Source organism: Streptococcus oralis, assembly GCF_001578935.1.
GTDB classification, from domain to species: Bacteria; Bacillota; Bacilli; order Lactobacillales; family Streptococcaceae; genus Streptococcus; species Streptococcus oralis_R.
The window spans coordinates 116,457-129,377 of sequence record NZ_KQ969522.1 but is presented as its reverse complement, the minus strand read 5'-3'; the positions used below and the strand labels follow the sequence as shown (position 1 = coordinate 129,377).

The window sequence follows — 12,921 nt, the reverse complement described above, 5'->3', positions numbered from 1 at the left end:
GGATGAGAGGAGTTGTTGAAAAATACATAATTGTACATAAATCAGGACAAAATGATGCTCCTTTTATGAAACATGGTATAATAGGCCTATATAGCTAAATGGAGTGTACCTATCACTAGGGAATCAGAAAAAGGATAAAACAGTCATGTCAACAGTAAAAAGTGATATAAATCTTGCGCAATCTTATGCGAGTCAGTTGAACAATGTTTGTCAATCGTTAAAAGCGATTGCTGTTGCTAGTCAAGATGACTTAACAACCCTTCAAGGGAATAACAAGTCCCATCAATGTCTGACAAAGGCTCAACATCTTGCTAGTCAGATTACAACTGCTGTCACGCTAACTTCCGAACGACTTCACTCTGTAGCGAGTGATTTTGAAGCGCTAGATGCGGCTGCGGCCAATGGTTTTGGGAGTCATACATGAGCAAGTTAGATGAGTTGAAGAACAAAGAGCGAGAACTCTTGTACCAGCTAGAAGACAATGGGAAAGAGAACTACCGCACCAAAGAACTAATAGAAACCTTTGAAGGATATGATAGAGCTAGCCACCGTTATCAAAGTGATTTGTGGGAGGCTGCCTATCAGAGCCGATACGCAGGCCAGTTGGAAGAAACGCTCCTGCAGAGAAATCATCTCAAAAACCAAATCTTTGAGGACCTCGCTTACCACATGGATGATTTGAAGAAAGAAAAGTTCCGGTTAGAGGGGGACTTGGATGCGTTTTACTATGAAAGACGCAAAGAACTAGAAAGAGAGGAGGAGACACGACATGGGCATTGATATGTATTTGGAACAATCACAACTACAACGTTCGAGTGTAGCGACTATGTGCCAATCTCAGGTGGAGGCTTATCAAGATTTGCAATCAGCCATCCAAAAGTTTTCAGAGGATACAGAGAGTCTAAAGGGTAACGCTTATGATTCGGCTAGAAGTTTTTTTGCAAGTGTCTTACTGCCCTTGTGCAAAGGGGGACAACTCTATGCAGAAACCTTCTCTCAAGCCATCAAGAAATTACCAGAAGACTACCAAACGATGGTCGACAGCAAGAGTTGGCGTGAGGATGATCTGCTTGATAAAATCCGTCAGGAAGAGCAAATGATCGCCTATCTAGATGAAGTCAACCAATCTCTTTCGAGCTTAACCATGGATAGTGAAGAAAAGGGGAGATTGAGACGCAGCAATGTAGAACTCATGCGAGGTCACCACGCGAATAAACGTGTCTATGAAACGATTTTGGGAGACCTGCGTGCCTATGATAGCTATTCAGGAGGACTGTTCGATGATCTAGACAGGATAGGATCGATGTGCAGTTGAGTCGAGGACTGGCTCAGATAGAAACGAGCTGGGATGCCAAGCAAGGAGTCTTTAAAGTCCCATCTGACCTGACTTGGGCCAACTACCTATCTGCCTATGCTGATACAAAGGACATGAAGCTCAGTCGCAAAGAGAAAGCCTTTGTCCAAACCATGATGGCAGAATACGGCTTTGATGCCGAGACAGCCAAGCAGCTCTTGACCATCAAGCAAGGGATAGACAAGAAGTTCCCAACCTCTAGTCAAGAGTTCCGTGACTATATCTTTTTGCGAGTCGTCGGTGCAGCATCCTATGATGGGTTTCAGTGGAACGAAACTGCGGGTTCTTTAAATAATTATTTTTATGATGAGGTAGTTAGCAGTCCAATTACAGGCGAAAAAGCAAGAGTAACGAAACCTCTTCTTGAAATTTATCAAGAACTGGGGTTGAAAGAAGAAAAGAGTAAAGAACTCTATTATAATCTTCGATTGCAACATGCGTTATCAAATGGTGGCAATACTGTTAAGAAAATGCATGAATCGGATTTAAGCAGTAGTACTAATAGATATGAGGATGCAAAGAAGAACTACAAAGATACTTATGGTACTACAGAAGGTTTTGACCAATTTTGGGATAGCAAACTAAAGGCCTATTCTAATAATGGGGCAGGTCATGCAGACTTCACCCACCAGTCCATCACTATGGCTACTCATCTAAATCCTAGCAGCTTCCAGTTATCCGATATCTATGGTGGGAGAGAGCATGTCAAGGACCTTTCAGGCTGGGAGGGAGACACGACCTTTAATGCAAATGATAGGAAACCAAGCATCGGGGAAGATGATTACAAGGCAGATTTGGACTCGGTCAACCTTATCGGCCGTATGGAGAAGGGGCAATCCTATGACCAAGCTATCTCTTCTTACTATGCTGACCTTCAAAAAGACTCTTCTCATAGAGAAAGAGAATTCTTAAAAAATAAGGATTGGAAAAAGGTAAGAGGTACTATCTATTCTAGCCTAGTACCTGCAGATATTCTGAAAAAGGGTGAGGTATCTATTAAAGAGTACATTGATAAAAAATATTCAGATGTATCAACATTTTTAAATCGCTTAGAGGCTGTGGTAGATTAGGAGGATGATGATGAAAAAAATATTAGCTTTAATAGTCTTATTCGTGATAATTGTATCATCCTGCTTCTACTTTTTTGTGCGTCAACCTAAAAATATTTTTGATGAAATCTACCTGGAGACAGCAAAAAATTATTTGGGTTATTATAATTTCAATGAATTAAAAAATGTGACAGTAAAAAATCGAAAGCTTTATGATTCGAATATGAATGAAACGGATAAGTATGAATCAATAATAACATACGATGATTCTTCTCTTGGAAGCGATGCGAAGAATTTAGAATTACGGTTTAATTTTGAAGGTAGTAGTAAAGGTGTAAATATTTGGTTTGAAAGATATGCTAACTCAGGAGAATTAATTAACTTTGTTATTCATTACGAATTTAAGAAAGAAGTATTAGTTAAAAAAATTATGATTTATGAAAATAGAGTGGAAACATACATCGAAGACGAGGCGCAAGTAAAATCCTACCTAGAGCAGTACGGTATTACAGCTAAGGACTTGGATTCTTACTTCGACGAAATCGTCAACCAGAAGGTTTTAAAAGATTGGTGTACCGTCTATGACAGCAAGTACTCGCCAAGCAACTATGGCGATGTCAAGATTGAAACTCAGTGGGAGAATTGGTGATAGAGCCCCCAGACTTTACCCACCAGTCCATCACTATGGCTACTCATCTAAATCCTAGTAGTTTCCAGTTATCCGACGTCTATGGTGGCAGAGAGCATGTCAAGGACCTTTCAGGCTGGGAAGGAGACACGACTAAAAATGCTACGGATAAAAAACCAAGCATTGGTGAGGATGACTACAAGGCAGATTTGGACTCGGTCAATCTTATCGGCCGTATGCAGAAGGGACAATCTTATGACCAAGCCATATCTTCTTACTATGCTGACCTCCAAAAGGATTCGACTCTTAGAGAAAGAGAATTCTTAAAAAATAAAGATTGGAAGCAGGTTAGAAGTACTATTTACTCCAGTATCCTTCCATTAGAGGTTATGCAAAAAGGGGAAGATGCCATTAAAGCATATATTGAAAGTAACTATCCAGGTGTGTCCAAGTTTTTAAATCGCTTGGAAGCCGTAGCGGATTAGGAGGAAATCTATGAAGAAAATACTAGGTGTTTTAACAATAGTAGTATTACTTGTATCAGTTTGTTTTTACTTCTTTACGCATCAACCTAAAAATATTTTTGATGAAATCTACCAAGAAACAGAGAAAACCTATCGCACAAATAATATTTTAAGAAATATAGAAGGTTTTGAAATTGATGATGTCTGGCCAAGTGATGGAGATTATTTTAAATATAGCCCTTTAGGAAAGTATAAGACTCTTCCGAAAGACTATCTTGAACTGAGAGTTGGATTTAATTTTGAGAAAGCGTATAGTAAAATGTTTGTTTCAGTTGAGAGAAAAGTAGCTGATGGTATGAAGCTATGGATGGTCAACAAATATAATCCAAACACTAAAACAATCAAAAAGTCAATTCAGATAGTATTATCAGGAAACGAGGATAGCTATATCGAAGACGAAGAACAGGTGAAATCCTACTTAGAAAAGTATGGTATTACTGTCAAAGATTTGGATTCTTACTACGATGAAATCGTCAATCAGAAAGTCTTGAAAGATTGGTGCTCTATTTATGACAGCAAGTACTCGCCAAGCAACTATGGCGATGTCAAGATTGAAACCCAGTGGGAGAATTGGTGACAGGCCATGCAGACTTTACCCACCAGTCTATCACTATGGCTACTCATCTAAACCCTAGCAGCTTCCAGTTATCCGATATCTATGGTGGGAGAGAGCATGTCAAGAACCTTTCAGGCTGGGAGGGAGACACGACCTTTAATGCAAATGATAGGAAACCAAGCATCGGGGAAGATGATTACAAGGCAGATTTGGACTCGGTCAACCTTATCGGCCGTATGCAGAAGGGACAATCCTATGACCAAGCCATAACTTCTTACTATGCTGATCTACAAAAAGACTCCTCTCAGAGAGAAAGAGAATTCCTAAAAAATAAGGATTGGGATACAGTCAGAGATACTATTTATGATAGTTTGCGACCAACGGATATTAAGCTAGATGGGGAGGATGCTCTTAAAGCATATATTGAAAGAAAATATCCAGAAGTATCCACATTTTTAAATCGTTTAGAGGCTGTGGCAGATTAGGAGGATGATGATGAAAAAAATATTAGGTTTAGTAGCGTTTTTTGTACTAATTGTTTTATCCTGTTTCTACTTTTTTATTCATCAACCTAAAAACATTTTTGATGAAATCTATCAGGAGACAGAGAAGACTTATCGTTCAAATAATATTTTAAGAAATATAGAAGGTTTTGAAATTAGACCGGATTGGCCAAGTGATGGAGAATATTCTAAATATTATCCATTTGGAACTTATAATAAAGACCATACCCCAGAAGAGTATTTTGAAATCGAAATTGGTTTTAATTTTACTACAAAAACACAATTAAGTTCAATCTCATTTGAAAAACGAATTGGGCCAAATGTTAGAGTTAGAATATGGGATAACTATACTCGGAAGGATCGTGTTTTAAAAAAATTTGTCAAAATAGGATTAAAGAAAGCAGATACGGAAACTTATATCGAAGACGAAGCTCAGGTGAAATCCTACTTAGAGCAGTATGGTATCACTGCCAAGGATTTGGATTCTTATTACGACGAAATCGTCAATCAAAAAGTCTTGAAGGACTGGTGCACCATTTATGACAGCCAGTATTCTCCAAGCAACTATGGCGATATCAAGATTGAAACCCAGTGGGAGAATTGGTGACAGGCCATGCAGACTTTACTCACCAGTCCATTACCATGGCTACTCATCTAAATCCTAGCAGCTTCCAGTTATCTGATATCTATGGTGGTAGAGAGCATGTCAAGGACCTTTCAGGCTGGGAGGGAGATACGACTAAAAATGCTACGGATAAAAAACCAAGCATTGGTGAAGATGACTACAAGGCAGACCTTGATTCAGTCAATCTTATCGGCCGTATGCAGAAGGGGCAATCCTATGACCAAGCTATAACTTCTTATTACTCTGACCTTCAAAAGGATTCGACACTGAGAGAAAGAGAATTTTTGAAAAATAAAGATTGGAAACAAGTCAGAAGTACTATCTATGCCAGTATCCTTCCATTAGAGGTTATGGAAAAAGGGGAAGACGCTATTAAAACATATATTGAAAGTAACTATCCAGGTGTGTCCAAGTTTTTAAATCGCTTAGAAGCCGTGGTGGAGTAGGAGAATGATGATGAAGAAAATATTCGGTTTATTAGCTTTAGCCTTACTAATTGTATTATCTTGTTTCTACTTTTTCAACAATCACCCTAAAAATATCTTTGATGAGATTTATCAGGAGACGGAGAAGACTTATCGGTCAAATAATATTTTAAGGCATATAGATGGCTTTAAAGTTAGGCCTGATTGGTCGAGTGATGACCCAAATATATCCTATACTCCTTTTGGAAAGTATGAAACTCTTCCCAAAGGCTACAGTGATATAACCATTAACTTTAATTTTGGTTCAGGTATTAAAGGGATGTCGATTCGTTTTGAAAGAAAGACTAATTCGAATATTACCCTATGGTATTCAGCACACTATAATCTGCAAAAGAAAGTGCTCAAAAAGAAACTTGCGATTTTTGAAGAGCCAAGGAAACCAGGCCAATTTATTGATGATGAAGAAAAAGTAAGAGAATATTTAAGAAAAAATAATATTTCTAAAGAAGATTTAGAGAAGGATTACGACGAAATCGTCAACCAGAAAGTCTTGAAAGACTGGTGTTCCATCTATGACAGTAAGTACTCGCCAAGTAATTATGGCGATGTCAAGGTTGAAACCCAGTGGGAGAATTGGTGACAGGTCACGCAGACTTTACCCACCAGTCCATCACTATGGCGACTCACCTTAATCCTAATCAAGTTCAGTTAGCCGATCTCTATGGCGGTAGAGAGCGTGTCAAGGATCTTTCAGGCTGGGAAGGAGACATGACTAAAAATGCTACGGATAAGAAACCAAGCATTGGGGAAGATGACTACAAGGCAGATTTGGACTCAGTCAACCTCATCGGCCGTATGCAACAGGGGCAATCCTATGACCAAGCTATAACTTCTTATTACTCTGACCTTCAAAAGGATTCTACTCAAAGAGAAAGGGAATTCTTAAAAAATAAAGATTCGAAAGGGGTCAGAAGTACCATCTATTCTAGCCTGGTACCTGCAGATATTCTGAAAAAGGGTGAGGTATCTATTAAAGAGTACATTGATAAAAACTATTCAGATGTATCAACATTTTTAAATCGCTTAGAGGCTGTGGTAGATTAGGAGGATGATGATGAAAAAAATATTAGCTTTAATAGTCTTATTCGTGATAATTGTATCATCCTGTTTCTACTTTTTTGTGCGTCAACCTAAAAACATTTTTGATGAAATTTACCAAGAAACGGAGAAGACCTATCTAGGAAATAATGTTTTTAACCAGTTGAAAGATGTTGAAGTACATAAATATCAAGAGTATAGTGATGATTCTAAATTTTATCCAAGTGTCGCCTATGAGGGAAATGCTTTACCAGATAGCTATGAGAAAATTGCTATAGATTTTAATTTTAAATCCGAAGCTCAATTAAGCTTGATTTCATTTGAAAAACGGATAGAGTCCAACCTTAGTATAAAAATATGGACTGTGTATTCTCATAAAGAACGTCGTTTAAAAAAATTTGTAAAAATAGTTTTGAAGAAGACAGATACGAAAAATTATATTGAAGATGAAGCTCAGGTAAAATCCTACCTAGAGCAGTACGGTATCACTGCCAAGGACTTAGATTCTTATTACGACGAGATCGTCAACCAGAAAGTCTTGAAGGACTGGTGCTCCATTTATGACAGCAAGTATTCGCCAAGCAACTATGGCGATGTCAAGATTGAAACTCAGTGGGAGAACTGGTGATCGGCCACGCAGACTTTACCCATCAGTCCATTACCATGGCTACTCATCTAAATCCTAGCAGTTTCCAGTTATCCGATCTCTATGGCGGTAGAGATCGTGTCAAAGATCTTTCTGGCTGGGAGGGAGATACAACCTTTAATGCAAATGATATGAAGCCAAGTATTGGTGAAGATGACTACAAGGCAGATTTGGACTCAGTCAACCTGATCGGCCGTATGCAGAAGGGACAATCCTATGATCAAGCTATCTCTTCTTACTATGCTGACCTTCAAAAAGACTCCTCTCAGAGAGAAAGAGAATTCTTGAAAAATAAGGATTGGAAGAAAGTCAAGGATACTATCTATGCTAGTTTGCGACCAACGGATATTAAGCTAGATGGGGAGGATGCTCTTAAAGTATATATTGAAAGAAAATATCCAGATGTGTCTACATTTTTAAATCGCTTGGAAGCAGTGGCAGATTAGGAGGATGATGATGAAAAAAATATTAGGTTTAGTAGCGTTTTTTGTACTAATTGTTTTATCCTGTTTCTACTTTTTTATTCATCAACCTAAAAACATTTTTGATGAAATCTACCGAGAAACAGAGAAGACTTATCTTGGTAACAATATTTTTAACCAGTTGAAAGACGTCGAAGTACATAAATATCAAGAGTATGATGATGATTCTAAATTTTATTCTTATGTACTTTATCAAAAACAGAAAACTCCACATGACTATAAAAATATTGATTTAATATTTCATTTTACAAAAGATACAAATACAGTCTTCGTTTCTTTTGAGAAGGGATTAAGTAATGGGTTAAGAATTTTCATTTTTGGTAGGTATCTTACAAAAGAAAAATTATTTCAAAAAAATGTACAGCTACTCATAAACCAAGATGGAACTGATAAATCTATCGAAGACGAAGCTCAAGTAAAATCCCACCTCGAAAAGTACGGTATCACTGCCAAGGACTTGGATTCTTACTACGACGAAATCGTCAATCAAAAAGTCTTGAAAGATTGGTGTTCGATTTATGACAGCAAGTACTCGCCAAGCAACTATGGCGATGTCAAGATTGAAACCCAGTGGGAGAATTGGTGACAATATGAAGAAAATCCTCGGTTTATTAGCTTTAGTCTTACTAGTTGTATTACTTTGTTTTTACTTTTTCCTAAACAACCTAAAAACATTTTTGATGAGATTTACCAAGAAACAGAGAAAACCTATCGCACAAATAATATTTTAAGAAATATAGATGGGTTTAAAATCAGATCAGGTTGGCCAAGTGATGATCCTAATATATCTCAAAATCCATTTGGATTGTATAACAAAGAGAAAACACCGTCAGATTATTCTGAAATAGAAATTGGGTTTAATTTTGAATATACATCTCAATTAAGCTCCATTTCATTTGAGAGACAAGTAGGACCAAACACGAGAGTTAGGATATGGAATAAATATACTTATCAAGACCGTACTTTAAAAAAAATTGTCAAAATAGGTTTGAAGAAAGCAGATACAGAAACTTATATCGAAGACGAAGCTCAGGTGAAATCCTACCTAGAGCAGTATGGTATCACTGCCAAGGATTTGGATTCTTATTACGACGAAATCGTCAATCAAAAAGTCTTGAAGGACTGGTGCACCATTTATGACAGCCAGTATTCTCCAAGCAACTATGGCGATATCAAGATTGAAACCCAGTGGGAAAATTGGTGATAATATGAAGAAAATCCTAGGCCTAGTAGCCTTATTCGTGATAATCATATCATCCTGTTTCTACTTTTTTATCCAACAACCTAAAAATATCTTTGATGAGATTTACCAAGAAACGGAGAAGACCTATCTAGGAAATAATGTTTTTAACCAGTTGAAAGATGTTGAAGCACATAGATATCAAGAGTATAGTGATGATTCTAAATTTTATCCAAGTGTCGCCTATGAGGGAAATGCTTTACCAGATAGCTATGAGAAAATTGCTATAGATTTTAATTTTGAATCCGAAGCTCAATTAAGCTTGATTTCATTTGAAAAACGGATAGAGTCCAACCTTAGTATAAAAATATGGACTGTGTATTCTCATAAAGAACGTCGTTTAAAAAAATTTGTAAAAATAGTTTTGAAGAAGACAGATACGAAAAATTATATTGAAGATGAAGCTCAGGTAAAATCCTATCTAGAGCAGTACGGTATCACTGCCAAGGACTTAGATTCTTATTACGACGAGATCGTCAACCAGAAAGTCTTGAAAGATTGGTGCTCCATTTATGATAGCAAGTACTCGCCAAGCAACTATGGCGATATCAAGATTGAAACCCAGTGGGAGAATTGGTGACGAGGATAAGTAGATATTTTGGAAAATATCCTATGAATTGAAGTGGAACTCCCATCTAGCATGAGCTGGATGGGATTGTTTGCCTATAAAATGAGAAATTAGCGAATCTTGGTCTATTTTTTAACGTGTTCCGATAAAAAGGCGTAGGTCATGGTTCCAAAGATGGCACCAATTCCCAATCCCAAGACTAGTAAAGGAAGCATTTTATCGAATTGTATGAGAAGTTTCACAAAATCTGAAAGAGACATCTGCTGAACGAAGATTTTATGAAAGATGAGTAAGGTAAAGAAGCCAATTTGAATACCAATAAACACAACCCAACTTCGAAATTTGATTTGCCCTTTGCTGTAGGCTTTGAGGATGATTTCTGATTTGTCATCTTTTTCCAGATGGAGTTCTTTGACGGCTCTTTGAGTTTTTAAGGTAATGAAAAAAATGAGTCCAGAGTATACGTAGGGCATGGCATAGCGAACGACTTCTATGAAGCGTCCAAATAGGAGATAGAACAAGAAGAGTAGGAGGGAGGAGTAAACGATTTGGACCATGGAACGGGCACCTGCCTTGTAGATAATCTCTTGCCGGCATTCATCAAAAGGACCTTGGATATGAAAGAGATTTCGGAGTAGGCGAGTGGTTAAGTCTTCTTTTTTCATGTGGGTAACCTCCTAAATGAGCGGTTTTTGATTGACTTCTTTAACGAGTTGATAGAGAGTATAGAAGTAAAGCAAGCTAAAAATAATACAAATTGTTAGAAATACTAGATATCTCCAATCTACAGGATTTGTTAAAAGTTGTGGAAAGGATACGAGGAGAAAGAAGAGGGCGGCGTTGAGGATAGGTACCCGTTTTGATTGCATTTTCTCAAGTCCTTTATTGAGCGAAGGAAGAAAGAGGAGTAAGAGTATTAAAGCTGTATGAGAAACAGCTCCTGAAATAAGGGCGAAGGAAAGGAAAATACTGATAAAAACATGACTGATCAGTAGTCTAGCTAGTGATTTTATAAGGCACCTCCTAGTCGTCTTCTTGGTCTTTTTTGGCTTTTCGAATGCGAAGAGAGACGATAATTTGTATGATCAATCCGAAAAAGAAAGCTCCCAGTATAGTTTTTAAAATATGTTTTGAATTCAGAAGAGAACTGATGAAATTTGGATTTTCACTTGTTAGGGTATCGATGAGTGGCATTATAAAAAATATCGCTATGCCATAGATTAGGCCCGCTTTTAGACCCGGAAAATGTAGCTGTTTACTTTCTTTCTTGCTTAACATTTCGGGATCAATAGCTGTGATGCCCGTTTTCTTTGTTTGGGAGACCACATAGAGGGAGGCCATCATCGAAATGACAAACACCACGAGAGGATAGCCGATAGCGACAATTCGCGGGTACTTATAAGCAAGAACAAGGGGGATGAGATTGCCAAATGTCATCAGATAAAAGAGAACGATAAAGACTTGGTTCCCAATGCGATCGGCCTCGCGCCGTTTGTATTCGTCAAGGGGACCAGAAATACCGTATATGCGTTTGATGAGTTTTTCAGTGAGACTTTCTTTTTTCATTTGTTTGCTCCTTTTTTAAAATTCGTCTTCCCAAAAGAGACTGTTGAGGTCGGTTTGGAGGCTGCGGGCGAGATTGAGACAGAGTTCCAGGGTTGGATTGTACTTGTCGTTTTCAATCATATTGATAGTTTGTCTCGAGACGCCGATATCCTTGGCGAGCTCGAGCTGGGAAATGCCCAGTTCTTTGCGAAATTCTTTCACACGATTCATCTGTTCTCCTTTCTGATTTGTGTCGCATATATTTGACTATATTATATTCTTCTATGAAGTAGATGTCAAGTATATTTGACATATTCTTAAAGAAATCTTACTTGCATTTGCACTATTTGTCTGACAAGTGCAAGCTGGTCGGATTTGTGGTAAAATAGATAAGATATGACAAAAGAATTTCATCATGTAACGGTCTTGCTTCATGAAACGATTGATATGCTTGACGTAAAACCTGACGGTATCTACGTTGATGCGACTTTGGGCGGAGCAGGCCATAGCGAATATTTATTAAGTAAATTGAGCGAAAAAGGGCATCTCTATGCCTTTGACCAGGACCAGAATGCCATTGACAATGCGCAAAAACGGTTGGCACCCTATATCGAAAAGGGGATGGTAACCTTTATCAAGGATAACTTCCGTCATTTGCAGGCACGATTGCAGGAGGCTGGTGTCCAGGAAATTGATGGAATTTGTTATGACTTGGGTGTGTCCAGTCCTCAGCTGGATCAGCGTGAGCGTGGCTTTTCTTATAAAAAGGATGCACCACTGGATATGCGGATGAATCAGGAAGCTCGTCTGACGGCCTATGAAGTGGTCAATCATTATGACTATCATGACCTGGTTCGGATCTTTTTCAAGTATGGTGAGGATAAGTTTTCTAAACAGATTGCCCGTAAGATTGAGCAAGCGCGTGAGGTGAAACCAATTGAGACAACGACGGAGTTGGCAGAGATTATCAAGTCAGCCAAGCCTGCCAAGGAACTCAAGAAAAAGGGGCATCCTGCCAAGCAGATTTTTCAGGCTATCCGAATCGAAGTCAATGATGAGCTGGGCGCTGCAGATGAATCTATCCAGCAGGCCATGGACATGCTGGCTCTGGATGGTAGAATCTCGGTCATTACCTTCCATTCTCTGGAAGATCGCTTGACCAAGCAGTTGTTTAAGGAAGCTTCAACAGTGGAAGTTCCCAAAGGCTTGCCCTTCATTCCAGACGATCTTAAGCCCAAGATGGAATTGGTATCCCGCAAACCAATCTTGCCAAGTGCCGAAGAGCTAGAAGCCAACAACCGCTCGCATTCAGCCAAGTTGCGCGTGGCTAGAAAAATTCATAAGTAAGAGGAAAAACATGGCAGAAAGAATCGAAAAAACAAGCCAGTTATTGCAAACGAAGTTTAAAGGTTTTTCACGTGTGGAAAAGGCTTTCTATGTTTCGATTGCTCTAACAACGATTATCTTGGCAATTAGCGTTGTATTTATGCAGACCAAGCTATTACAAGTTCAGAATGAATTGACCAAGGTCAATGCTCAAATCGAAGAAAAGAAAACCGAGCTTGACGATGCCAAGCAAGAGGTAAATGAATTGATTCGTTCAGAACGTTTGAAAGAGATTGCAAACTCTAAGGATTTGCAGCTGAATAACGAAAATATCCGAGCAACGGAGTAAGAA

20 protein-coding genes and 2 pseudogenes are annotated in these 12,921 nt (G+C 38.3%); 18 read left to right on the top strand and 4 right to left on the bottom strand.

Annotated elements, in window-relative coordinates:
• Window positions 1–145: 145 nt before the first annotated feature.
• From SORDD15_RS07040 to SORDD15_RS06965, 16 genes and pseudogenes are all read left to right on the top strand, one after another.
• Window positions 146–424: a TIGR04197 family type VII secretion effector gene (locus SORDD15_RS07040; RefSeq protein ID WP_061415920.1), complete on the top strand. Its 279-nt coding sequence runs from the start codon at window positions 146–148 to the stop codon at window positions 422–424.
• Window positions 421–780, top strand: a complete 360-nt coding sequence (locus tag SORDD15_RS07035) for a DUF3958 family protein (RefSeq protein ID WP_061415918.1) — start codon at window positions 421–423, stop codon at window positions 778–780. The genes SORDD15_RS07040 and SORDD15_RS07035 overlap by 4 nt, the downstream gene beginning before the upstream one ends.
• Window positions 770–2,424, top strand: a pseudogene (locus tag SORDD15_RS07030) (T7SS effector LXG polymorphic toxin). The gene SORDD15_RS07035 and the pseudogene SORDD15_RS07030 overlap by 11 nt, the downstream one beginning before the upstream one ends.
• 10 nt (window positions 2,425–2,434) lie before the next feature.
• Window positions 2,435–3,052 carry a TipC family immunity protein gene (locus SORDD15_RS07025; RefSeq protein WP_061415916.1) on the top strand — a complete coding sequence of 206 codons (618 nt, stop codon included), beginning with the start codon at window positions 2,435–2,437 and terminating at the stop codon, window positions 3,050–3,052.
• The gene (locus SORDD15_RS07020) at window positions 3,049–3,516 is read left to right on the top strand and encodes a hypothetical protein (protein ID WP_081102397.1); all 468 of its coding nucleotides are present in this window, start codon (window positions 3,049–3,051) and stop codon (window positions 3,514–3,516) included. Before SORDD15_RS07025 ends, SORDD15_RS07020 begins: the two co-directional genes overlap by 4 nt.
• A gap of 10 nt (window positions 3,517–3,526) precedes the next feature.
• Complete coding sequence (locus SORDD15_RS07015) at window positions 3,527–4,132, top strand: TipC family immunity protein (RefSeq protein WP_061415912.1); 606 nt, start codon at window positions 3,527–3,529, stop codon at window positions 4,130–4,132.
• Complete coding sequence (locus tag SORDD15_RS07010) at window positions 4,129–4,596, top strand: hypothetical protein (RefSeq protein ID WP_196756222.1); 468 nt, start codon at window positions 4,129–4,131, stop codon at window positions 4,594–4,596. Before SORDD15_RS07015 ends, SORDD15_RS07010 begins: the two co-directional genes overlap by 4 nt.
• Window positions 4,597–4,606: 10 nt before the next feature.
• A complete protein-coding gene (locus SORDD15_RS07005; RefSeq protein ID WP_061415910.1) occupies window positions 4,607–5,221 on the top strand; it encodes a TipC family immunity protein in 615 nt (204 codons plus the stop codon).
• Window positions 5,218–5,685, top strand: a complete 468-nt coding sequence (locus tag SORDD15_RS07000; RefSeq protein ID WP_061415908.1) for a hypothetical protein — start codon at window positions 5,218–5,220, stop codon at window positions 5,683–5,685. Before SORDD15_RS07005 ends, SORDD15_RS07000 begins: the two co-directional genes overlap by 4 nt.
• Before the next feature lie 10 nt (window positions 5,686–5,695).
• Entirely contained in the window at window positions 5,696–6,304 is a 609-nt protein-coding gene (locus SORDD15_RS06995) for a TipC family immunity protein (RefSeq protein WP_061415906.1), read from the top strand.
• On the top strand, window positions 6,301–6,768 hold the full coding sequence (locus tag SORDD15_RS06990; protein ID WP_061415904.1) for a hypothetical protein: 468 nt from the start codon (window positions 6,301–6,303) through the stop codon (window positions 6,766–6,768). Before SORDD15_RS06995 ends, SORDD15_RS06990 begins: the two co-directional genes overlap by 4 nt.
• A gap of 10 nt (window positions 6,769–6,778) precedes the next feature.
• Complete coding sequence (locus SORDD15_RS06985) at window positions 6,779–7,390, top strand: TipC family immunity protein (protein ID WP_061415902.1); 612 nt, start codon at window positions 6,779–6,781, stop codon at window positions 7,388–7,390.
• Window positions 7,387–7,854, top strand: a complete 468-nt coding sequence (locus SORDD15_RS06980; RefSeq protein ID WP_061415900.1) for a hypothetical protein — start codon at window positions 7,387–7,389, stop codon at window positions 7,852–7,854. The genes SORDD15_RS06985 and SORDD15_RS06980 overlap by 4 nt, the downstream gene beginning before the upstream one ends.
• 10 nt (window positions 7,855–7,864) lie before the next feature.
• Window positions 7,865–8,476, top strand: a complete 612-nt coding sequence (locus tag SORDD15_RS06975; RefSeq protein ID WP_061415899.1) for a TipC family immunity protein — start codon at window positions 7,865–7,867, stop codon at window positions 8,474–8,476.
• Window positions 8,477–8,480: 4 nt separating this feature from the next.
• A pseudogene (locus tag SORDD15_RS06970) lies at window positions 8,481–9,094 on the top strand (TipC family immunity protein).
• 4 nt (window positions 9,095–9,098) lie between these two features.
• Window positions 9,099–9,710 carry a TipC family immunity protein gene (locus SORDD15_RS06965; RefSeq protein ID WP_061415897.1) on the top strand — a complete coding sequence of 204 codons (612 nt, stop codon included), beginning with the start codon at window positions 9,099–9,101 and terminating at the stop codon, window positions 9,708–9,710.
• 113 nt (window positions 9,711–9,823) lie between these two features.
• On the opposite strand, the gene SORDD15_RS06960 is transcribed toward SORDD15_RS06965, so the two are convergent.
• Genes SORDD15_RS06960 through SORDD15_RS06945 form a run of 4 tightly spaced genes read right to left on the bottom strand, consistent with a single transcriptional unit; the run spans window position 9,824 to window position 11,474 of the window.
• A complete protein-coding gene (locus SORDD15_RS06960; protein WP_061415894.1) occupies window positions 9,824–10,363 on the bottom strand; it encodes a DUF3278 domain-containing protein in 540 nt (179 codons plus the stop codon).
• 12 nt (window positions 10,364–10,375) lie between these two features.
• Window positions 10,376–10,711 carry a hypothetical protein gene (locus tag SORDD15_RS10290; RefSeq protein ID WP_061415893.1) on the bottom strand — a complete coding sequence of 112 codons (336 nt, stop codon included), beginning with the start codon at window positions 10,709–10,711 and terminating at the stop codon, window positions 10,376–10,378.
• A 10-nt stretch (window positions 10,712–10,721) separates the two neighbouring features.
• On the bottom strand, window positions 10,722–11,264 hold the full coding sequence (locus SORDD15_RS10075; protein WP_081102395.1) for a DUF3278 domain-containing protein: 543 nt from the start codon (window positions 11,262–11,264) through the stop codon (window positions 10,722–10,724).
• A gap of 15 nt (window positions 11,265–11,279) precedes the next feature.
• Window positions 11,280–11,474, bottom strand: coding sequence for a helix-turn-helix transcriptional regulator (locus tag SORDD15_RS06945; RefSeq protein ID WP_061415891.1), 195 nt, complete (start codon window positions 11,472–11,474; stop codon window positions 11,280–11,282).
• 165 nt (window positions 11,475–11,639) lie between these two features.
• Here SORDD15_RS06945 and rsmH point away from each other — a divergent pair, with 165 nt between their 5' ends.
• Together rsmH and ftsL are read left to right on the top strand one after the other, a co-directional pair.
• Entirely contained in the window at window positions 11,640–12,590 is a 951-nt protein-coding gene (gene rsmH, locus SORDD15_RS06940; RefSeq protein ID WP_000159386.1) for a 16S rRNA (cytosine(1402)-N(4))-methyltransferase RsmH, read from the top strand.
• Window positions 12,591–12,600: 10 nt separating this feature from the next.
• Complete coding sequence (gene ftsL, locus SORDD15_RS06935) at window positions 12,601–12,918, top strand: cell division protein FtsL (protein ID WP_061415889.1); 318 nt, start codon at window positions 12,601–12,603, stop codon at window positions 12,916–12,918.
• The last annotated feature ends 3 nt before the right edge of the window (window positions 12,919–12,921 follow it).